Annotated in this window: 22 protein-coding genes and 1 tRNA gene; 18 read left to right on the forward strand and 5 right to left on the reverse strand. The window is 43.6% G+C overall.

Annotated elements, in window-relative coordinates; genetic code table 11:
- Positions 1–291: cupin domain-containing protein (locus B4K11_RS17940; protein ID WP_292951699.1), on the reverse strand; the 291-nt coding region annotated here is incomplete at its 3' end.
- Between the two features lie 148 nt (positions 292–439).
- Here B4K11_RS17940 and B4K11_RS17945 point away from each other — a divergent pair.
- From B4K11_RS17945 to B4K11_RS18020, 16 genes are all read left to right on the forward strand, one after another.
- Positions 440–916, forward strand: coding sequence for a YHS domain-containing (seleno)protein (locus B4K11_RS17945; protein WP_292951702.1), 477 nt, complete (start codon positions 440–442; stop codon positions 914–916).
- 6 nt (positions 917–922) lie between these two features.
- Positions 923–1,249 carry a thioredoxin family protein gene (locus B4K11_RS17950; protein WP_292951705.1) on the forward strand — a complete coding sequence of 109 codons (327 nt, stop codon included), beginning with the start codon at positions 923–925 and terminating at the stop codon, positions 1,247–1,249.
- A 14-nt stretch (positions 1,250–1,263) separates the two neighbouring features.
- A complete protein-coding gene (locus tag B4K11_RS17955) occupies positions 1,264–1,545 on the forward strand; it encodes a DUF2282 domain-containing protein (protein ID WP_292951708.1) in 282 nt (93 codons plus the stop codon).
- Positions 1,546–1,584: 39 nt separating this feature from the next.
- On the forward strand, positions 1,585–2,526 hold the full coding sequence (locus B4K11_RS17960) for a DUF692 domain-containing protein (protein ID WP_292951711.1): 942 nt from the start codon (positions 1,585–1,587) through the stop codon (positions 2,524–2,526).
- Positions 2,516–3,286, forward strand: coding sequence for a putative DNA-binding domain-containing protein (locus tag B4K11_RS17965; protein ID WP_292951714.1), 771 nt, complete (start codon positions 2,516–2,518; stop codon positions 3,284–3,286). Before B4K11_RS17960 ends, B4K11_RS17965 begins: the two co-directional genes overlap by 11 nt.
- A 53-nt stretch (positions 3,287–3,339) precedes the next feature.
- A complete protein-coding gene (locus B4K11_RS17970) occupies positions 3,340–3,822 on the forward strand; it encodes a DoxX family protein (protein WP_292959493.1) in 483 nt (160 codons plus the stop codon).
- Between the two features lie 268 nt (positions 3,823–4,090).
- A complete protein-coding gene (gene thrS / locus B4K11_RS17975) occupies positions 4,091–6,007 on the forward strand; it encodes a threonine--tRNA ligase (RefSeq protein ID WP_292951720.1) in 1,917 nt (638 codons plus the stop codon).
- A 73-nt stretch (positions 6,008–6,080) separates the two neighbouring features.
- On the forward strand, positions 6,081–6,584 hold the full coding sequence (gene infC / locus B4K11_RS17980; RefSeq protein ID WP_292951723.1) for a translation initiation factor IF-3: 504 nt from the start codon (positions 6,081–6,083) through the stop codon (positions 6,582–6,584).
- 106 nt (positions 6,585–6,690) lie between these two features.
- The gene (gene rpmI / locus B4K11_RS17985) at positions 6,691–6,885 is read left to right on the forward strand and encodes a 50S ribosomal protein L35 (RefSeq protein WP_292951726.1); all 195 of its coding nucleotides are present in this window, start codon (positions 6,691–6,693) and stop codon (positions 6,883–6,885) included.
- Between the two features lie 41 nt (positions 6,886–6,926).
- The gene (rplT, locus tag B4K11_RS17990; protein ID WP_292951729.1) at positions 6,927–7,283 is read left to right on the forward strand and encodes a 50S ribosomal protein L20; all 357 of its coding nucleotides are present in this window, start codon (positions 6,927–6,929) and stop codon (positions 7,281–7,283) included.
- Positions 7,284–7,471: 188 nt separating this feature from the next.
- A complete protein-coding gene (pheS, locus tag B4K11_RS17995; protein WP_292951732.1) occupies positions 7,472–8,455 on the forward strand; it encodes a phenylalanine--tRNA ligase subunit alpha in 984 nt (327 codons plus the stop codon).
- A 49-nt stretch (positions 8,456–8,504) separates the two neighbouring features.
- Positions 8,505–10,901: a phenylalanine--tRNA ligase subunit beta gene (gene pheT / locus B4K11_RS18000; RefSeq protein WP_292951735.1), complete on the forward strand. Its 2,397-nt coding sequence runs from the start codon at positions 8,505–8,507 to the stop codon at positions 10,899–10,901.
- Between the two features lie 20 nt (positions 10,902–10,921).
- Positions 10,922–11,227, forward strand: coding sequence for an integration host factor subunit alpha (ihfA, locus tag B4K11_RS18005; RefSeq protein WP_067866305.1), 306 nt, complete (start codon positions 10,922–10,924; stop codon positions 11,225–11,227).
- Positions 11,205–11,561, forward strand: a complete 357-nt coding sequence (locus B4K11_RS18010) for a MerR family transcriptional regulator (RefSeq protein WP_292951744.1) — start codon at positions 11,205–11,207, stop codon at positions 11,559–11,561. The genes ihfA and B4K11_RS18010 overlap by 23 nt, the downstream gene beginning before the upstream one ends.
- Before the next feature lie 187 nt (positions 11,562–11,748).
- Complete coding sequence (locus B4K11_RS18015; protein WP_292951747.1) at positions 11,749–12,978, forward strand: FIST signal transduction protein; 1,230 nt, start codon at positions 11,749–11,751, stop codon at positions 12,976–12,978.
- Positions 12,979–13,060: 82 nt separating this feature from the next.
- Positions 13,061–13,137, forward strand: a tRNA-Pro gene (locus B4K11_RS18020).
- A 277-nt stretch (positions 13,138–13,414) separates the two neighbouring features.
- Here B4K11_RS18020 and B4K11_RS18025 read toward each other — a convergent pair.
- From B4K11_RS18025 to B4K11_RS18040, 4 genes are all read right to left on the reverse strand, one after another.
- The gene (locus B4K11_RS18025; RefSeq protein ID WP_292951750.1) at positions 13,415–13,765 is read right to left on the reverse strand and encodes a RidA family protein; all 351 of its coding nucleotides are present in this window, start codon (positions 13,763–13,765) and stop codon (positions 13,415–13,417) included.
- Between the two features lie 9 nt (positions 13,766–13,774).
- Positions 13,775–14,851, reverse strand: a complete 1,077-nt coding sequence (gene alr / locus B4K11_RS18030) for an alanine racemase (RefSeq protein ID WP_292951753.1) — start codon at positions 14,849–14,851, stop codon at positions 13,775–13,777.
- A gap of 61 nt (positions 14,852–14,912) precedes the next feature.
- The gene (locus B4K11_RS18035; protein WP_292951756.1) at positions 14,913–15,296 is read right to left on the reverse strand and encodes a RidA family protein; all 384 of its coding nucleotides are present in this window, start codon (positions 15,294–15,296) and stop codon (positions 14,913–14,915) included.
- 143 nt (positions 15,297–15,439) lie between these two features.
- The gene (locus B4K11_RS18040) at positions 15,440–16,696 is read right to left on the reverse strand and encodes a D-amino acid dehydrogenase (protein ID WP_292951759.1); all 1,257 of its coding nucleotides are present in this window, start codon (positions 16,694–16,696) and stop codon (positions 15,440–15,442) included.
- Positions 16,697–16,834: 138 nt separating this feature from the next.
- Between B4K11_RS18040 and B4K11_RS18045 the strand changes: the two genes are divergently transcribed.
- A complete protein-coding gene (locus tag B4K11_RS18045; protein WP_292951762.1) occupies positions 16,835–17,329 on the forward strand; it encodes an Lrp/AsnC ligand binding domain-containing protein in 495 nt (164 codons plus the stop codon).
- 604 nt (positions 17,330–17,933) lie between these two features.
- A partial coding sequence (locus B4K11_RS18050) for an alanine/glycine:cation symporter family protein (RefSeq protein ID WP_292959495.1) occupies positions 17,934–19,009 on the forward strand: 1,076 nt, incomplete at its 3' end.

Here is a 19,009-nt window from a genome sequence, read left to right on the forward strand (position 1 = left end):
TTTGTGTTGGGAAGGAGGAAGCTTAATCGCAGCGCAAATCATCTGAGCATCTTCTGATTTAGCTATTTCAATCTGGTGGCTGGTTCCATTAGGAAAAAAGATCACTGAACCCGCATGCATTATAAGGCTATGTTCTTCTTCTGTTCTAAGCGTCAATGATCCCGATTGTACGAAATGTAGAAAACCAGATTCATTGTTATCTTCAAAGCTTTGAATTCCGCATAAATTGCCACTAAAAAAAACTTCCGCATTGATCTCTAAACTTTGCAGTAAGTGACTTAATTTATCCATGAAATACCCCTTTAGGACGATTGGCGCTTTTTTGCAGATGAATGGAGGCCTTTCCATTCTGAATTGTCCGTAATCTATACCTCAACAACAGCGGGACATATCTCCTTTGTCTAGCTTGTTTATTTAACCATTAATTGAGGAAAAAGATATGAAATTTTCAAAGACACTAAAGCTAGCAACGGCAGCAGGCGCACTTTTACTAAGTAGCATGAGTTTTGCTGCTTCTGTGAATATCGGCACGAACGATGTTGCTATTCAGGGTTACGACCCAGTTGCATATTTCACCAAAGAGATGGCAGTCGAAGGTTCGGCTAAATATACCGCTACACATGATGGTGCAATTTATCGCTTCTCAAGTGCTGAAAACCGTGACCTGTTTAATTCGGACGCGGATCGCTATGCGCCGCAGTTTGGTGGTTACTGTGCAATGGGTGTTGCGCTTAATAAAAAGCTAGATGTGGATCCTCAGGCGTTCTACATCCAGGAAGGCAAGCTTTATCTTAATTTGAATAAAGATGTACAGAAAAAGTGGTTAACAGATGTACCGGGCCATGTGAAATCGGCTGATCGTATTTGGGCGGGTATTGAAGATCTTTCAGTGGCTGTCACAAACGCAGAAGATTAATTCCTGATGTCTAAGTCTGAATTGACATTTTCAGCGACTGGGCACGAATACTCTGAACCTTTAGCGTTGATCTATTTCAGCGCTAATTGGTGCGGACCTTGTCAGCAGATGACGCCCATTATGAAAAAGCTTGCTGAAAAATATGCAGGTCAACTACGCGTATTGAAAGTTGATGTTGATCAACAACCGGAACTTTCAAATAAGTTCAATATTCGTGCGGTTCCAACCTTAGTTTTTCTAAGTAAAGACGCAGAGCTGGATCGGCAGGTGGGGTCTATAGCCTATCAACAGATTAGCCATAAGGCCGAGCAGCATCTCGCTAACTTTAAATAAAGTGGAGAAAAGTTATGGACAGTAAACAACGTATAGCTACTGCAGCGCTAGCCGTAGCGCTGGCATCAGTAGCAACCATTCCTGCAGCTAATGCCGCAGGTAAAGAAAAGTGTTATGGCGTGGCATTAGCCGGCCAAAATGATTGTGGCAATCTGGCAGGGACGCACTCCTGTGCAGGCCAAGCAAAAGTAGATAACGATCCAGGTGAATGGAAGCTCGTAGCAAAAGGTACCTGTGAAGATATGGGTGGCATGTTAAAGGCTGAAGCGAAAGAGCGTTATCAAGCGCAGAAGTAGCTGTTTGATTACTGCAAAGTAAACTACTAGGAGAAGAAGATGTCCTGTTTAAATACACCTCATACTAGGGGTGAGACCCTTTCATCAATGGTTGGGGTCGGGCTGCGCCATCCTCATTATAAGGAAGCACTGCTTGGGTCATCTTTCATTGATTTTGTTGAGGTGCATGCCGAGAATTTTTTTGCTGAAGGAGGGATTTTACCTGCGATTTTAGATGATATCGCACGGCAATATCCCATTAGCTTACATTCAACCTCCATGGGGTTAGGCTCGGCAGTCGGTATCAATAGAGATTACCTGTTGCGTTTAAAGCGCTTGTCACAGCAGATTACCCCGATACTAATCTCTGATCATGCTTGCTTCACTTGGAGCAATCTCAATGGAAGTTCTGTACACGCGGGAGATCTTCTTCCCCTAGAGTTTAGCCAACAAAGCTTGCAGGTCATGGTTGAAAATGTGGATAAAGTTCAGCAAGTGCTAGGGCGTAAAATTCTGGTTGAGAACTTGTCTTCATATGTCGAATTTAGTTTTTCGGATATGAGTGAAACAGAGTTTTTAACTGAACTTGTTAACCGTACGGGGTGCGGATTACTGGTTGACCTGAATAACTTAATTGTAAATGCGCATAATTTTAGTGATGAAGGTTCACTGCAAACTGCGACTCAATGGTTACAGCAATTACCTTCTCGTGCTGTGGGAGAGATTCATTTAGCAGGTTATACCCCAGTTTCTGAAAATGAACTGATAATTGATGATCACAGCCAGCCTGTTTCTGACGAGTGTTGGTCACTTTACCGTACGGCATTAAAGCAATTTGGGGCAGTCACAACATTGATCGAATGGGATAACAATTTGCCAAGTTGGTCTGTTTTACTGGAACAGGCAACCAAAGCTCGTTCTATTATGAAAGACGTAACTGTCACGAAAGCCTTAACGGTTATGAAGGGTGTGAGTGAAGAGAGGGTCTTACATGCAATCTGAGTTAGATGTTTTAAGTCGTCGTCAACAAGCTTTAGTAACCCTGATCTTTGATGAGCAATCAATCTCGGAGAGTGATGGAGGGGATCTGGTTAGTAAAGGGTTAAAAATCTACCAGAATAATTTGTTGATGACCGCTGTTCGAGCGTTGTCATTAAAGTACCCGGTAGTAGATAAGATGATTGGGCGGGAGGCGTTAAGCAGCTTAACGCAGAAGTTGCTGCACATGGAGCTACCGACTACGGGTGACTGGGCTGATTGGGGTAAGCATTTATCATCATTGATCATGAGAACAGAGTTACATGATCAGCATCCTTATTTAGCAGAAGTTGCATCATTTGAGTGGTTCTTACATGAAACCGCTCGAGGTGTAGGAACCGAGCTTAATGTTAATTCATTGGTTCGTTTATCCGAGTCGAATTTGAAGAGTGTATTTATTCAACTGTCCAAAACGTTGAAGGTGCTGAGCTATCAATATCCAGTGGATGAAATTTGGATGTTACATCAACTAAGTGAAGAGCAAATAGACACGCATGAACTAGCAGCCCTCTTGAAGGAACCGGCTGAGCTGCATCGCATTGTTATTTATCAGCGAGAAGCTGTGCCCTGTGTAGAGCGATTAACTGAACAAGAAAACGCTTGGTTAATCGATGTTTTAGCAGGATTAAGTCTAGAAGATTTGTTGGATAAATATGTAAATTTTGATCTATCTGACTGGCTAAGTGTAGCAATTGAAGAGAAGTGGTTAGAAGGCTTAGGTTAAAAACGCTTACGTTCGTTTTTGTTGTGAATTTGATTTTTTAAAAGATTCTGAGAGTGATTATTATCATGAGTAAATTTTATCAAGGCTATCTTACAAAGGTAGATAAGATTGTTACCGCCCATAGCTGGGTTGCTCTATTAGCAAGATTATATATAGCAAAGGTTTTCTTTTTAGCTGGACTTACAAAGGTACAAGATTGGGATACAACGTTGTTTCTCTTTGAAGAGGAGTACCAAGTGCCGTTGATACCATTTGAGCTTGCCGCTTATTTGGGCACGATTGGTGAACTAGTTTTACCTGTGCTGTTGGTATTAGGCTTTTTCACACGGTTTACGGCGTTAGGTTTGTTTATTGTCAACTATGTGGCGGTCATTAGTTTGGTCGAAATAGCGCCCGCAGCCCTATATCTTCATTATATATGGGGGCTATTGCTGGCCCAGATTATTATTTATGGCGCGGGTGTGGCGAGTATTGATGGGTTTATGGCACGAATGACTAGCGCGAAGCAAAAAGAGGGCGTTTTAAACTATGTATAAAGCAATGACTAAGTATATTTAGTTATGGGCTTGCTTGTTAAACAATCTCAATGACTTTGAATTAAAACCACTTGTTGTAAGTGGTTTTTTAGTTCATAAGCCTAAATTTCACCACTTATCACATGCTCCTTCGCTACGTTATAGCTACCTGCTCTGCAATAGAATATAATGCCGCCGCCGCAGCGTACTTGGTTTGTACGAAAAGCGAGCTTACATCATATTCTAAGTGGCCTTACGTATGGGCCACCACTGAAACTAAGGAAATAACATGCCTGTAATTACCCTGCCTGACGGTAGCAAACGTGAATTTGCTAACCCGGTTACTGTTTTTGAAGTGGCTGCTGATATTGGCGCTGGTTTAGCCAAAGCGGCGCTTGCTGGTAAAGTCGATGGTCAGCCTGTCGATACCTCATTCACCATTGAAAATGATGCTGATCTTGCGATCATCACCTCACGTGATGACGAAGGCTTAGAAGTGATCCGTCACTCCTGTGCACATCTAATGGCAATGGCAGTAAAAAACCTATTCCCTGGCGCTCAGGTAACCATCGGGCCTGTTATTGAAAATGGTTTCTACTACGATTTTGCATACGAACGTCCATTTACGCCTGAAGATCTTGAAAAGATCGAAAAGAAAATGGCGGAATTGACGAAACAAAACCTTCCAATTACTCGTTCATTGATGAGTCGCGATGAAGCGACGAAAATGTTTGATGAGATGGGAGAAAAGTACAAAGTAGAGTTATTGCAGTCAGTTCCTGATGCAGAAGACCTTTCTTTCTACTCACAAGGCGATTTCATCGATCTATGCCGTGGTCCTCATGCTCCTTCCACTGGCCACATTAAAGCTTTCAAATTGATGAAAGTTGCTGGCGCTTACTGGCGTGGTGATTCAAACAACGAAATGCTTCAGCGTATTTATGGTACTGCTTGGGGTGATAAAAAAGCTTTAAAAGCTTACTTACACCGTCTAGAAGAAGCAGAAAAACGTGATCACCGTAAATTGGGCAAGCAGCTCAATATGTTCCATCTACAGGAAGAAGCACCGGGCATGGTGTTTTGGCATCCAAATGGTTGGACCTTGTACCAGCAGATCGAACAGTACATGCGTACTAAACAGCGTAAGCATGGTTATGAAGAGATAAAAACCCCTCAAGTTGTTGAACGATCTTTGTGGGAAAAATCGGGTCACTGGGATAAATTCTCTGAAGAGATGTTTACAACTCACTCAGAGAACCATGATTTTGCGATTAAGCCAATGAACTGCCCATGCCATGTTCAGGTATTTAATCAGGGTTTACGTTCATACCGTGATCTGCCACTACGTTTAGCAGAATTTGGCTGCTGTCATCGTAATGAGCCGTCAGGTGCACTACACGGTATTATGCGTGTACGTGGCTTTGTTCAAGATGATGCGCATATCTTCTGTGCAGAAGATGAAATCCAAGAAGAAGTCGCTCGTTTCATTACATTTCTTGATGAAGTGTATGAAGATTTTGGTTTCACTGAAGTTATCTACAAACTTTCTACACGTCCAGAACAGCGCGTAGGTTCCGATGAGGTTTGGGATAAAGCGGAGAAAGCATTAGGCGATGCATTGGATGCTGCTGGTCTAGAATGGGGTGAGCTTCCAGGTGAAGGTGCATTCTATGGACCAAAGATTGAGTTTTCTTTGAAAGATTGCCTTGGTCGTGTATGGCAATGTGGTACTATTCAGGTGGACTTCTCAATGCCGGGTCGTTTAGGTGCTCAATTTGTAAATGAGCAGGGCGAAAAAGAAACTCCGGTTATGTTGCATCGTGCAATTTTGGGTTCTTTTGAAAGATTTATTGGCATTTTAATCGAAAACTTTGCGGGCGCATTACCCACTTGGTTATCGCCTGTACAGGCCGTAATTATGAATATTACGGACAAACAGGCAGATTATTGCGAAAAAGTTGTCCAAAATCTTGAAAATAAAGGATTCAGGGCCGAGTCGGACTTGAGAAATGAGAAGATCGGCTTTAAAATTCGCGAGCGTACTTTACAGAAGGTTCCTTATCTTCTTGTAATAGGCGACAAAGAAGTTGAGGCAGGTACCGTTGCGGTACGTACGAGAACAGGTGTTGACCTTGGTTCCATGTCTCAAAATGAATTTATAAACCTTCTTGGCAGCGATGTCGCCAAGAAAGGCCGTCAGGACTAATTAGACTAAATACTAGTCAGGAGATACAGCTATCAGGCGTGATAATAAAAGGGGCGCTCGCAGAGAGGAGCCCATGATCAATGAGAACTTACTGAAAGTAACTAAACAGTGCAGACTTATTGGTCCCGACGGAACGCAGATAGGCGTCGTACCTATTCATGACGCTCTTGAGGCATCTCAAGAAGCGGGACTTGATCTGGTTAAAATTTCTGAAGCTGATCCAATCGTTTGTAAAGTGATGGATTATGGCAAGCATCTTTATGAGCTGAAAAAGCAAAAGAATGAAGCCAAGAAAAAGCAGCATCAGGTCCAGATCAAAGAAGTAAAATTCCGTCCAAATACGGAAGAGGGTGATTATCAGGTAAAACTACGCAACCTGATACGTTTCCTTGAAGCAGGAGATAAAGCCAAGATAACACTACGTTATCGTGGCCGTGAGATGGCTCATCAGGAACTGGGCATGCAGTTACTTAGACGAATCGAAAAAGATTTGGAAGAGACAACTGTAGTTGAACAGCGTCCTAAGATGGAAGGCCGTCAATTGGTCATGGTCTTAGCTCCGAAGAAGAAAAAGTAACTCGTTACTTTCCTTAACCCGTGACTAACTTGTCAAAAAGTTAGCTGCGGGTTTTGTCGTTTGTTCTGAGTGAAAATAAATTAACGAATGCGTGGAGATTTTAGTAATGCCTAAAATGAAATCTAACAGTGGTGCGGCTAAGCGTTTTAAGAAAACCGCTAATGGCTTCAAACACAAGCAATCCTTCACTAGTCATATTCTGACCAAGAAATCTACTAAGCGTAAGCGCCAGCTTCGCCCGATGATGCAGGTTCATGCTGCAGATAAGGCTCTAGTTCGTCGCATGTTGCCTTATATTTAAACGATTTTTTAGTTAACAGAATTTAGAAAAGGAAGAAGGTTATGGCTCGCGTTAAACGTGGTGTTGTTGCTCGTCGTCGTCACAAAAAAATCCTGAAAAAAGCAAAAGGTTATTACGGTGCTCGTAGCCGTGTATTCCGCGTTGCTAAACAGGCAGTTATCAAAGCAGGTCAGTATGCATACCGTGACCGTCGCCAGAGAAAACGTCAGTTCCGCGCTTTGTGGATCGCACGTATCAATGCTGGTGCACGCATCAATGGTCTGTCTTACAGCCGTTTCATTGCTGGTCTTAAAAAAGCCAACATCGAAATCGATCGTAAGGTTCTAGCTGATTTAGCTGTTCACGAAGCTGGCGCATTTGCTGCAATCGTAGAGAAAGCTAAAACTTCTCTAGCGTAAAGCACCCAGTGTCGTGTAAACGACTCGTTTGAAATAGGGGAAGGGTGCAAGCTCTTCCCCTATTTTTTCGGTTTTTTTGCACAGATTTTGTGGCAAGATTTGCGCAAAAAAACTGATTTTTATGTAAAGACCTTCTCTCTAAATGAAGTAGGTTTTGGTCTTTTTCTCCTTATTATTGGAGCTGGATAATGGAAAACATTCAAAGCCTGTTGGCAGCAGGTACTGAAGCAGTTGCTGCGGCGACTAGCACTCAAGCACTGGACGATGTACGTGTTCAGTATTTGGGCAAAAAAGGTGAGCTTACAGCGCTGTTAAAAGGCCTTGGTAAGCTGTCTGCTGAAGAGCGTCCACAGGCGGGTGCTAAAATCAATGAAGCTAAGCAAGCGCTGCAAGAGAAAATCAACGAGCGTAAGGCTACGTTAGAGTCAGCAGCACTTGAAGCTAAATTGGCTGAAGAAACAATTGATGTCACGCTTCCAGGTCGTGGTCAGGAGTTGGGTGGTTTACACCCGGTGACCAAAACTATGGAACGTATTGAAGCGTTCTTTGCCAATATTGGTTACAGCGTAGAAGAAGGTCCAGAGATCGAAGATGATTACCACAACTTCGAAGCGCTAAATATTCCATCGCATCATCCAGCTCGTGCGATGCATGATACTTTCTATTTTAATGCGAACACTTTGTTACGTACTCATACCTCAGGTGTGCAGGTACGTACGATGGAAACACAGCAGCCTCCTCTGCGTATTATCTGTCCAGGCCGTGTCTACCGTTGCGATTACGATCAAACTCATTCACCTATGTTCCATCAGGTCGAAGGTTTGATTGTGGATAAAAATATCAGCTTTGCTGATCTCAAAGGCACGCTAGAACAGTTCTTGCGTGAATTCTTTGAAGAGGATGTACGTGTTCGCTTCCGTCCTTCTTATTTCCCATTTACTGAGCCTTCCATTGAGGTTGATATTGATCGTGGTGATGGCAAATGGTTGGAAGTACTCGGTTGCGGTATGGTGCATCCAAAAGTATTTGAGGCTTCTGGTATCGACCCTGAAGAATACACCGGTTTTGCTTTCGGTATGGGTGTTGAGCGTTTGGCGATGCTACGTTACGGCGTAAATGACCTGCGTTTGTTCTTTGAAAACGACCTGCGTTTCTTAGGTCAGTTCAACTGATCAAAGCATACGTTTAAGCGGTTATTAACAGGATTTTCGGGAAAGCAAAATGAAATTCAGTGAAAAGTGGTTACGTGAACTGGTAAACCCTGCAATTGATACGCAGGCTCTTGTTGATCAGGTCACAATGGCAGGTCTGGAAGTAGACGAAGTTGAAGCAGCAGCTAAAGACTTTAGCGGTGTTGTTGTGGGTGAAATTCTAACAGCTGAACAGCACCCAAATGCAGATAAACTTCAAGTATGTACAGTGACGAGTGGTAGTGAAGTTTTTCAGGTTGTGTGTGGTGCACCCAATGCACGTGCAGGGTTAAAAACAGCCTTTGCTACAGTGGGTGCGGTATTACCTACGCCGGATGGTAAAGCGTTTAAAATTAAGAAAGCTAAACTGCGTCAGGTTGAGTCTTTCGGTATGTTATGTGCGGAAGATGAACTAGGTATTTCAGAAGATCACGATGGCATTATGGAGCTACCGGTAGACGCGCCAGTGGGCACCTGTATTCGTGAATACTTAAGCCTTGATGACAATATCATTGACGTGGACCTGACACCTAACCGTGGAGACTGTTTAAGTATTACTGGTCTTGCGCGTGAAGTAGGTGTTTTAAATAAGGTGCCAGTTACTTTCATCCCAGATTCTGAAGTAGCCGCAACGATCGAAGATACTTTTTCGATTGAGCTAAAAGATGTTGCTGATTGTTCACGTTATGTTGGTCGTGTTATTCGTAACATTAACCCACAGGCAGAAACGCCACTGTGGATGAAGCAGAAACTTGAGCGTTCAGGTGTGCGTAGCATTGATCCTGTTGTCGATGTCACTAACTATATTCTGTTAGAGCTTGGCCAACCAATGCACGCTTTTGACTTGAATAAGTTAGAAGGTGGCATTGTTGTACGTCGTGCGGAGCAAGGTGAAAAGCTGACACTGCTTGATGGCCAAGACGTTGAGTTAAATGCTGATACGCTAACCATAAGCGATGCATCTGGTCCTGTTGCTATGGCTGGGATTATGGGTGGTGAGCCAACAAGTGTAACGGCTGAGACTCAAGATATTTTCCTAGAAAGTGCCTTCTTTAACCCAATCTCTATTGCCGGTCGTGCACGCTCATATGGTTTGCATACCGATTCATCTCATCGCTTTGAACGTGGCGTTGACTGGCAGTTACAGACAAAAGCGATTAACCGTGCAACTGCATTGTTGCTAGAAATCGTAGGTGGCGAAGCAGGCCCTGTCGTTGAAGCGGTAGATAACAAAGAGTTGCCGACTGATCGTCAAGTGGTTCTTCGTCACGCTAAAGTAAACAGCATGCTGGCTTTTGAAATGCCTGCAGCTGAGATCGAAGAGATACTTACCCGTCTAGGTTTAGATGTAGAAAAAGCGTCTACGGACGGTGAGTGGAATGTCGCTGTACCTTCTTACCGCTTCGATATATCGATTGAAGTTGATCTTATTGAAGAGTTGGCGCGTGTGTACGGTTATAACAACCTACCTGTACGTACACCGACGGCATCGATGCCGATTAAGGCAAATGACGAAACGATAGTAAGCATTCACAATGTACGCCGTGCATTTACTGCAATGGGCTATCAAGAAGCTATTACGTATAGCTTTATTGAAGCGGGTTTGCAGAAACAGTTTGATGATCAATATGATGCCATAGCGCTGGCGAATCCTATCTCGGCTGAAATGGCTGTGATGCGTACAAGTATCTGGCCGGGCTTGGTTAAAGCAGTTCAATATAACCAGAATCGTCAGCAGAGCCGCGTACGTATGTTTGAAAGCGGTCAGCGCTTTTTGCCTACTCAGGGTGATGAGATTATTCAGGAAAATGTTGTTGCAGGTGTTATCACTGGCGCACGTGATCCGGAAGGCTGGAATGCGGGCAAAGATACGGTTGATTTCTTTGATATAAAAGGGGATCTAGAGAGCTTGTTGTCACTGGGCGGCGCATCTGATGAGTTTGCCTTCGTAGCGGATCGTCATGTTGCATTACATCCAGGTCAAACAGCTCGAATTGAGCGTAATGGTAAGGCAATTGGTTATGTAGGTGCACTACATCCAAACCTAGTTAAAGAGCTTGGTTTGAATGGGGAAGTGTTCCTTTTCGAAATCAATCAAGCTGCTTTATGCCAAGGTAAGTTACCTCGTTATACTGAAATTTCTAAATTCCCAGAGTCTCGCCGCGATCTAGCAATTATTGTAGATGAGTCGGTTGGCTTTGATTCAGTTCGACAGGTTGCTGAAAAGCATGCAGGTGAATTTGTTAAAGAAGTCACCCTGTTTGATGTTTATCAGGGCCAAGGTATTGAAAAAGGTAGAAAAAGTCTTGCTGTGGGCTTGACGTGGCAGCATCCTTCGCGCACTCTTAATGATGAAGAAATAAACAACGCAATTGATGTGGTTGTTTCTGCACTAGCTAAAGAGTTTAGTGCCTCATTGCGAGAGTAAGCAGCGAAAGGTGATTTATCATGAGTTCGTTAACAAAAGCTGAAATGGCGGAACGCCTAAACGAAGAGCTTGGGTTAAATAAACGTGAAGCCAAAGAGATGGTGGAATCGTTTTTTGATGAAATCCGTGCATGTCTGGCTGATAACGAGCAGGTGAAATTGTCCGGCTTCGGTAACTTTGATCTACGCGATAAGCGTCAAAGACCGGGCCGGAATCCAAAAACAGGGGAAGAAGTTCCTATCGCGGCACGCCGTGTGGTGACCTTCCGACCTGGTCAAAAACTGAAGGACCGCGTCGAAACTTATGCTGGAGACGGAGCAGAGTAACGACCCTAACCCTATTCCGGGTAAGCGTTATTTCACCATTGGCGAAGTGGCTAAACTTTGTGATCTCAAGGCGCATGTATTGCGTTATTGGGAGAAAGAGTTTAGTCAAATATCGCCTGTCAAACGTAATAATCGTCGTTACTATCAGCGTCAGGACGTTTTACTTATTCGTCAGATCAAAAGCTTGTTGCATGACCAAGGGTATACTTTGAGTGGTGCTAAGCAGTATTTATCTGGTGAAAATAATGAAGACGACCAAAGCCAATATAAGCAGCTCCTTAGACAAACTATCACTGAACTTGAAAGCTTGTTAGAGCTGACTAAACGTAGTTAGGAATCTGATTATTCTTAACTAGTGTATGAAGCTTGGCTAAATGCTCTGCGAAGTTGAAACAAACGTACGTTTTACTTATATAGTGGCTATTTACTCACACTTTGGCACTAATTCCCCATTTAAGGCTTGGTTTACACTTTTGTGTTGATTAGCATCATTCTATTAAAAATAATAATGAGTTTAGGATATGGCTATCGTAAGGGTAGGCTTAGGCCACGCGACAGACGCAGTTACCGCCGCAAAACAAGCAATGGAGAAAACTCCTAAACCTGATTTAATTATCTGTTTTGTTAGCTTTTCATTAGATGTCCATCAAGCGTATGACGATATACGTTCAGTGGTTGGCGAAAAGGTTGCAGTTATCGGGGGGAGCGCTTGGGGTGAAATTTCCAGCCTAATGGAAGGTCCGCAGACCGGCAGTGTGGTTATCCTTAGCTTGCAAAGCGCCTATTTTAGTGTCGGGGTAGGGATTGGTGAAAACCTTACTGAAAAGCCTGAACAAGCGGCTAAAAGTGCTATCCGTAATGCCTACGCTAACCTTATCTCAAACCCTGCTGTAATGTCCTTAATGGCGATTGCGCTTGATAGTAAGGCCGCAAATGAAGTTTCTCGCATCAAGCCCTGTATCAATATGGTATTACCCGATGGCACTTCTGGCCAAGAAGAGGCGTTTTTACGTAGTCTTATTTTGGAAACCGGTACTGTATCTCAAATTATAGGGGGCTCTACAGCAACCGATTTCTCTGATAGCCAAAGTTACCAGATCTGTAATGGTGTTTATCAAAACTCTGCGGCAGTAGCGAGTTTCAGTAGTGCATTAAAAATAGGCACGTCTATGGGGCACCCTTATGTTGCGGCTAATAAAGGCGCAGTCGTAACCAAGGCGACAGGGCGCGTTGTGCATAGCCTGAATGGAAAGCCTGCGACAGAAGTCCTCAAAAAGTTATTAGGCAGTGATGAACTCACCCCTGAGCTGTTTATACAAAACCCTTTTGGAATTAAATCTTCAGATGTGTTTGCAGAGTACACCATCAAAAGTGCCCAAGAGGTTTATGATGATGGTAGTGTCAGCTTTTATGCAGAAATACCCCAAGGTGCTTTTTTGCGTGAGATGAAAACAGACGCAGAAACTGCTAGGCAGCGTTTTAAGGAAACTTTAGAAAAAGCGATTATTGATGCGGGTAGTCCTAAAAAGATTGCAGCGGTTGTTGTCTTCAACTGTATTCTACGCCACGAACTTAAATGTCGTTTAAAAGTGGATGATTTAAGTTTGCTAAAAGAGGTGTGTGGTGATGATGTTCCTCTTATAGGTTTCAACACTTTTGGTGAGCAAGGAGCAACTCAAGGGGGCTCTATTGGTCACTATAATCAGACTGCTACAGTGATGGTTATAGCAGAAGAAGTTATTACGCAATAGCTTTGAAAAAATCTTCACAGAGTCATAACGTTAAGTTAAGATACCGTCCTCTTGAAAAACGTTCGTTTTCAAGGTCTAGTGTCGGGATGTAGCGCAGTTTGGTAGCGCACTACTCTGGGGGAGTAGGGGTCGTAGGTTCAAATCCTATCATCCCGACCAGTTTCAAAAAAGTTATAGGATTTGTTTCAGCCGAACATAGTGAGACAACATTCACTTAGTGAGTGGCCCGAAGGGTGAAGAGCGTAGCGATGAGTTATTCCTGTCATCCCGACCATTTATTTAAATTGACTGGCTTATGCCAGTTTTTTTATGCTCGTAATAAATGAACCTATAAACCTAACTTGCCTGTATTTACTTTGTTGGAGCTCAGCCCCTGAGCGAGGTTTTGCTATAAGGGGCATACTTCTTGAGAAAGTTTTTGCTTCTATAAAGAAAATTATGAATACGCTGCGGTTACCGTAAATTCGACCAATATTTGCGGTCTAGCCATACGTGCTTCAACACAAGCGCGAGCGGGCTTTTCGCATTCAGCGACCCATGCATCCCAGACAGCGTTCATGGCTGCGAAGTCCTTCATATCGCGCACGTAGATGGTGACTGAAAGTAGCTGGTTTCTGCTGCTGCCTGCTTTTTCGAGTAGATTATCGATTTTATCTAAGCAGCGTTGAGTCTGCTCAGATATATCCCACTCGGCTTCGCCAGCGGTTTGGCCACAAAGGTAGACTGTGCCGTTGTGTTTGACGATGCGGCTCATGCGCTCAGTAGATTCAATGCGCTCAATAGTCATGATTTTTTCCTAAATATATTTTTTATGTACTCGGCGGGTTATGCCGGTAAATAGAGTGTAAGAGATCGTATCGCAGTGGTGAGCGATCTCTGTTGCAAGTAAGTTTTCACCCCAAAGCTCTACATAGCTGCCTACACCAGCGTCAGGGATATCGGTTAAATCGACGCAAAGCATATCCATTGATACACGACCAATAATGTTGCTTTTATGACCGTTGACCAAAACCGGAGTGCCGCTTTTAGCATGTCGTGGGTAGCCGTCAGCATAGCCTATAGCAACTGTACCTACGCGTGTGGCTGTGTCACTTGTCCATGTGGCGCTATAGCCTACGCTTTCGCCCGGTTGTATTTCACGTACAGCGATAATTTCCGAGCTTAAGGTCAGTGCAGGTTGCAACTGATCAGCTAAAGCTTGAGGTGCGCAGAAAGGTGAGGCTCCATATAGCATGATGCCCGGTCGTTGCCAATTTCTTCGCGCGTCTGTGAACTCAAGTGTGGCAGCTGAATTGGCTAAGCTAACAGGGGCATTCAGATGCTTAGTAGTGTCATCAAATACTTTTATCTGTTTAGCGGTTGTGCATAACTCGGGTTCATCAGCGGAGGAGAAGTGACTCATTAAAACAACACTCTCCACTTGAGCTAATGTGGATAACTTCTGAAAGGCGGCGTTGTACTTATCGTGTGAAATCCCTAAGCGGTGCATGCCACTGTCCATTTTCAGCCAAATAGTGATCGACTTAGGGAGTTCCGTTTGTGCAATTATCTCTATCTGCTCAAGGCTATGTACGGCACACCAAAGGTTTAGCTCGCTGATGAGGGGGAGCTCATCCGCACTAAAAAAACCTTCAAGTAAAAGAATCGGAAGATCGATGCCTGCTTGGCGTAATTCCACAGCTTCTTCAATGCAGGCAACACCAAAACCATCTGCATCATCACTGAGTGCATTGGCAACGTCTATCGCACCATGACCATAGGCATTAGCTTTAATAATCGCTAAGGCTTGTTGCTCAGGAGCCACAGATTTTGCCAAACGATAATTATGCCGAATGGCGTTTAAGTTAATGGTAGCGGTTGCTGCACGTGCCATGAATGCTCCTAATTAGCATCAAATTTGAATCAATTCTTTAACTAACAGTTCTTAAAGAGTGTTATACCACCATAACGGCTTCGATTTCGATATCTGCATCTTTTGGTAGCGCTTTAACAGCGTAAGCGGCGCGTGCAGGGTAAGGTTCATCGAAGTATTGAGCCATAATCTCATTTACTTGACCAAAGTAAGCGAGGTCAGATAGTAAAACGGTAATTTTAGCAAAATCATTAACATTACCACCGGAGGCTTCGGCAACTGCTTTTAGGTTTTCAAAAACCTGAACGGCTTGGGCTTGAAATGATTCCGTTACCATCTCCATGGTTTCAGGGTTTAGAGGGATCTGTCCTGATAGATAAACGGTGTTACCCGCTTTGACCGCTTGTGAATAAGTGCCGATAGCTGCTGGGGCCTTTTCTGTTGCGATGATCGTTTTATTGCTCATGTTAATTCCTTAACAATACTGATAAGAGATAGGGGGCTGTCTCTTGGTTATTTTAAAAAGTATCTGCGTAAAGCCCTTTTCGAATAGAGAGCTTTATTAACCTCTAAACAGAGATGAGCCGTTTAGGTGCATTAATAGATTCCTTAACCGTAACGTGCGACCGACAGCCCTTCCGTATCGATATCAGGTGACTTTTGGCTGATGATATCGGCGACATACTTGCCTGAGCCTAATGACATGGTCCAGCCTAATGTGCCGTGACCTGTATTGAGGAATAGGTTTGTAAAATTTGTTTCGCCTAAGATAGGCGTACCGTCGGGTGTCATTGGACGTAGTCCTGTCCAAAACTCTGCTTGTGCGGCATCGCCCCCGCCTGGGAATAGGTCTTTAACAACAAATTCCACATTCGCTCTGCGTTTCTCTTCTAGCTCTTTGTTGTATGAGGCGATCTCAGCGGTCCCACCTACACGAATACGATCTTCAAAGCGTGTCACTGCGACTTTGTAGGTTTCGTCCATCACGGTGGATGTAGGCGCTTTAGAGGCGTCAATGATAGGCAGGGTGAGTGAATAGCCCTTTATCGGATAAACGGGCACTTTTAAGCCAATTTTAGAAAGTACAGGTGTCGAATAGCTACCCAGTGCGACTAGGTAAGCATCAGATGTCATTTTCCCTTTGGAGGTACTGACATTAACGATCTCATCGCCTTCGGTATTGATATTCAATATATCGGTTTTCATTTCAAACTTTACACCTAGCTTTTTACATTCGTCGGCTAAGGCGTTGGTAAATTTAAAGCAGTCACCGGTTTCATCACCGGGTAGGCGAAGGCCGCCTACAATTTTATCTCTAACGTTGGCAAGTGCGGGTTCGTATTCTAAACAGCCATCAACATCTAATGCTTGGAAGTTTACGCCGCACTCTTCAAGTACAGAGATATCTTTCTGTGCGTCTTTAACTTGCTTGTCGGTGCGGAACACTTGCAGTGTTCCTTGACTGCGCTGGTCATAATCAATGTCCAGCTCTGAGCGTAAATTAATAAAACAATCACGGCTGTATTCCGCAAGGCGCATCATACGAGCTTTGTTGGTGTGGTATGCGCTTTCCGTGCAGTTGGTGACCATCTTTGTCATCCATGCAAGGGTTTGAGTATCTACCTCTTTACCGCTGATCATAAACGGCGCCAGATCTTGCATAAGCCATTTAATGGCTTTAAGTGGAATGCCGGGCCCTGCCCACGGTGCAGAATAGCCAGGAGATATCTGTCCTGCATTGGCATAACTCGTTTCCAATGCGACATCAATTTGGCGATCGACTATAGTAACTTCATGGCCTGCTTTGGCTAAATACCAAGCGCTTGTGACGCCGACCACGCCAGCACCTAAAACCAATACCTTCATAGTGTCACCTCATTTATGGAGTTTTTTGTTAATGAGAAAGAACTAGTTTATGTGGTTTATGTCATGAAATGGTTTTGTATTTTAACTAATTGCAGGGTTATCATCTGCTTAATTTGAATTTAATGGTGAATTTATCTTATGTCTAATTCTAAAGGGCGCTCACTGGATCGTTTAGATGTGAGCATACTTCGTACATTGCAGATTGATGGGCGTATTAGTTATGTTGATCTTGCTGAGAAGGTTGGATTGAGCTCTACACCTTGTATTGAGCGGGTAAAAAGGCTTGAGAAGGATGGCTATATTGAAGGTTATTACGCTCGTCTTAATCCGCAAATGCTTGAATTTAGCATGTTGGTATTTGTCGAAATTTCCCTCTCTTATCAAACACCTGACGCGTTTCAGATCTTTAATCAGGCGGTTAAAGAGCTGCCGTATATACTTGAATGTCACTTAGTTTCAGGTGATGCGGATTATCTTTTGAAAGCGCGTATTAATGATATGTCGGAATATCGTGCTTTATTAGGTGAGATGTTACTTACACTTCCAGGGGTTAAAAACTCGAAGAGTTATATCGTGATGGAGGAGGTAAGAGAAACGTTGGAAATCCCTATAGAGTTTAAACCGAATGCTTAAATCGTTTGTTGAGCTCTTACAGGTAGGGTTCTGCTGGGTGGTATCTTAAGAATAGGTGCTTAAGAGTAGATGCTATTTTAAGGGTAGGTGCTTAAGAGTAGGCGCGAGCATATTTAAAAAGCTCTGCTTGCACTCAGTATAACCTCAATAATGCTATCAGCTTATAAAACTGGATTATTCAGTGATATAAGCTGCCTATTGGAGCTATTTCGCCATAAAAATCTGCTTGGATGGCTCATATTTGCGATAATAGCTATTTCCCCTGTTATTTCTAATAATAGAGTTATTTATTCGGAAATCAGCAGATTTTCAAAGCCATTCTCTGACTCTTTTATCTTATTGTTATTAACGACTTTTATTCGTGGCAACAGGAGCGGTTTTTAACATCGTTACCCTTGGCTGGAACGTAATTTGATCTGAACTGTTTCCTCTCTTAGTTAGGGATACAGGTCCGTTATTACGGTTACATGGCGGATTTAGAAACCCTTTTCTTGCTACGAATAGTTATCGCTTATGTCTAATGGCCCTCGTTATAGCTGTTTTCAGCGTTAACAGGGAAGGACATATAAGCCTCAATTAAGATAAAAAGAATAGAGGAGAAGTAATGGACGCATTAACTGAGATGATTAAGGCCATCAATGGCATCGTATGGGGTCCCATGATGTTGGTATTAATCTTAGGTGTAGGTTTATTCCTACAGTTAGGTTTAAAACTTATGCCTATTTTTAAATTAGGCACAGGTTTTAAACTGATGTGGGGTGGCCGTAAAACGACGGGCGCAGATAAAGACTCCGGTGAGATCTCGCCTTTCCAGGCCTTAATGACAGCGATGTCTGCAACGGTTGGAACAGGTAATATTGCAGGTGTTGCTACCGCTGTTTTCTTAGGTGGTCCCGGTGCACTGTTTTGGATGTGGTGTACTGCGCTAGTGGGCATGGCTACCAAGTTCTCAGAAGCGGTTTTAGCGGTTAAGTACCGTGAAGTTGATGAAAACGGCAACCATGTTGGTGGCCCAATGTACTACATCAAGAATGGCCTAGGTAAAAAGTGGGCTTGGATGGGTACGATGTTCGCGGTTTTTGGAACGATAGCTGGTTTCGGTATTGGTAATACGGTTCAGTCCAACTCTGTCGCTTCTGTTCTTGAAGCTAACTTTTCTATCCCTCTTTGGGTCACAGGCATTGTCCTGATGGTGCTTACAGCAGCAGTCTTGCTGGGCGGTATTAAACGTATCGGTGCAGTTGCGGGTTCACTTGTACCTATTATGGCTATCAGTTATTTAGTGGCAGGCCTTGTTGTACTGTTTATTAATGTTGATGCGATTCCGCAGGCTTTAGATTTGATCTTCACTTACGCATTCACTGAATCGGCTGCTCAAGGTGGTTTTGCCGGTGCTGCGGTTTGGGCGGCTATTCAGTTTGGTGTTGCGCGTGGTGTTTTCTCAAATGAGGCGGGTTTAGGTTCGGCTCCGATAGCACATGCGGCGTCTCAAACGAATGACCCCGTTCGTCAAGGTTTGATAGCTATGTTGGGGACTTTCCTCGATACCATTATCATCTGTTCCATAACGGGCTTGGTTATTATTACCTCAGGCGTATGGACGTCGGGTGTCTCGGGGGCTGCTTTAACCTCAGCTGCGTTTGCAGAAGCGTTACCGGGTGTAGGTAACTACATTGTTGC

The sequence above is a fragment of the Neptuniibacter sp. UBA6509 genome (genome assembly GCA_002435145.1).
GTDB lineage: Bacteria > Pseudomonadota > Gammaproteobacteria > Pseudomonadales > Balneatricaceae > Neptuniibacter.

Excerpts from the sequence above, each read along its gene's own strand:
- B4K11_RS17945 (WP_292951702.1), top strand. The coding sequence starts at position 440 with ATGAAATTTTCAAAGACACTAAAGCTAGCAACGGCAGCAGGCGCACTT.
- B4K11_RS17950 (WP_292951705.1), top strand. The coding sequence starts at position 923 with ATGTCTAAGTCTGAATTGACATTTTCAGCGACTGGGCACGAATACTCT.
- B4K11_RS17955 (WP_292951708.1), top strand. The coding sequence starts at position 1,264 with ATGGACAGTAAACAACGTATAGCTACTGCAGCGCTAGCCGTAGCGCTG.
- B4K11_RS17960 (WP_292951711.1), top strand. The coding sequence starts at position 1,585 with ATGTCCTGTTTAAATACACCTCATACTAGGGGTGAGACCCTTTCATCA.
- B4K11_RS17965 (WP_292951714.1), top strand. The coding sequence starts at position 2,516 with ATGCAATCTGAGTTAGATGTTTTAAGTCGTCGTCAACAAGCTTTAGTA.
- thrS (WP_292951720.1), top strand. The coding sequence starts at position 4,091 with ATGCCTGTAATTACCCTGCCTGACGGTAGCAAACGTGAATTTGCTAAC.
- infC (WP_292951723.1), top strand. The coding sequence starts at position 6,081 with ATGATCAATGAGAACTTACTGAAAGTAACTAAACAGTGCAGACTTATT.
- rpmI (WP_292951726.1), top strand. The coding sequence starts at position 6,691 with ATGCCTAAAATGAAATCTAACAGTGGTGCGGCTAAGCGTTTTAAGAAA.
- rplT (WP_292951729.1), top strand. The coding sequence starts at position 6,927 with ATGGCTCGCGTTAAACGTGGTGTTGTTGCTCGTCGTCGTCACAAAAAA.
- pheS (WP_292951732.1), top strand. The coding sequence starts at position 7,472 with ATGGAAAACATTCAAAGCCTGTTGGCAGCAGGTACTGAAGCAGTTGCT.
- pheT (WP_292951735.1), top strand. The coding sequence starts at position 8,505 with ATGAAATTCAGTGAAAAGTGGTTACGTGAACTGGTAAACCCTGCAATT.
- ihfA (WP_067866305.1), top strand. The coding sequence starts at position 10,922 with ATGAGTTCGTTAACAAAAGCTGAAATGGCGGAACGCCTAAACGAAGAG.
- B4K11_RS18010 (WP_292951744.1), top strand. The coding sequence starts at position 11,205 with ATGCTGGAGACGGAGCAGAGTAACGACCCTAACCCTATTCCGGGTAAG.
- B4K11_RS18015 (WP_292951747.1), top strand. The coding sequence starts at position 11,749 with ATGGCTATCGTAAGGGTAGGCTTAGGCCACGCGACAGACGCAGTTACC.
- B4K11_RS18025 (WP_292951750.1), bottom strand. The coding sequence starts at position 13,765 with ATGACTATTGAGCGCATTGAATCTACTGAGCGCATGAGCCGCATCGTC.
- alr (WP_292951753.1), bottom strand. The coding sequence starts at position 14,851 with ATGGCACGTGCAGCAACCGCTACCATTAACTTAAACGCCATTCGGCAT.
- B4K11_RS18035 (WP_292951756.1), bottom strand. The coding sequence starts at position 15,296 with ATGAGCAATAAAACGATCATCGCAACAGAAAAGGCCCCAGCAGCTATC.
- B4K11_RS18040 (WP_292951759.1), bottom strand. The coding sequence starts at position 16,696 with ATGAAGGTATTGGTTTTAGGTGCTGGCGTGGTCGGCGTCACAAGCGCT.
- B4K11_RS18045 (WP_292951762.1), top strand. The coding sequence starts at position 16,835 with ATGTCTAATTCTAAAGGGCGCTCACTGGATCGTTTAGATGTGAGCATA.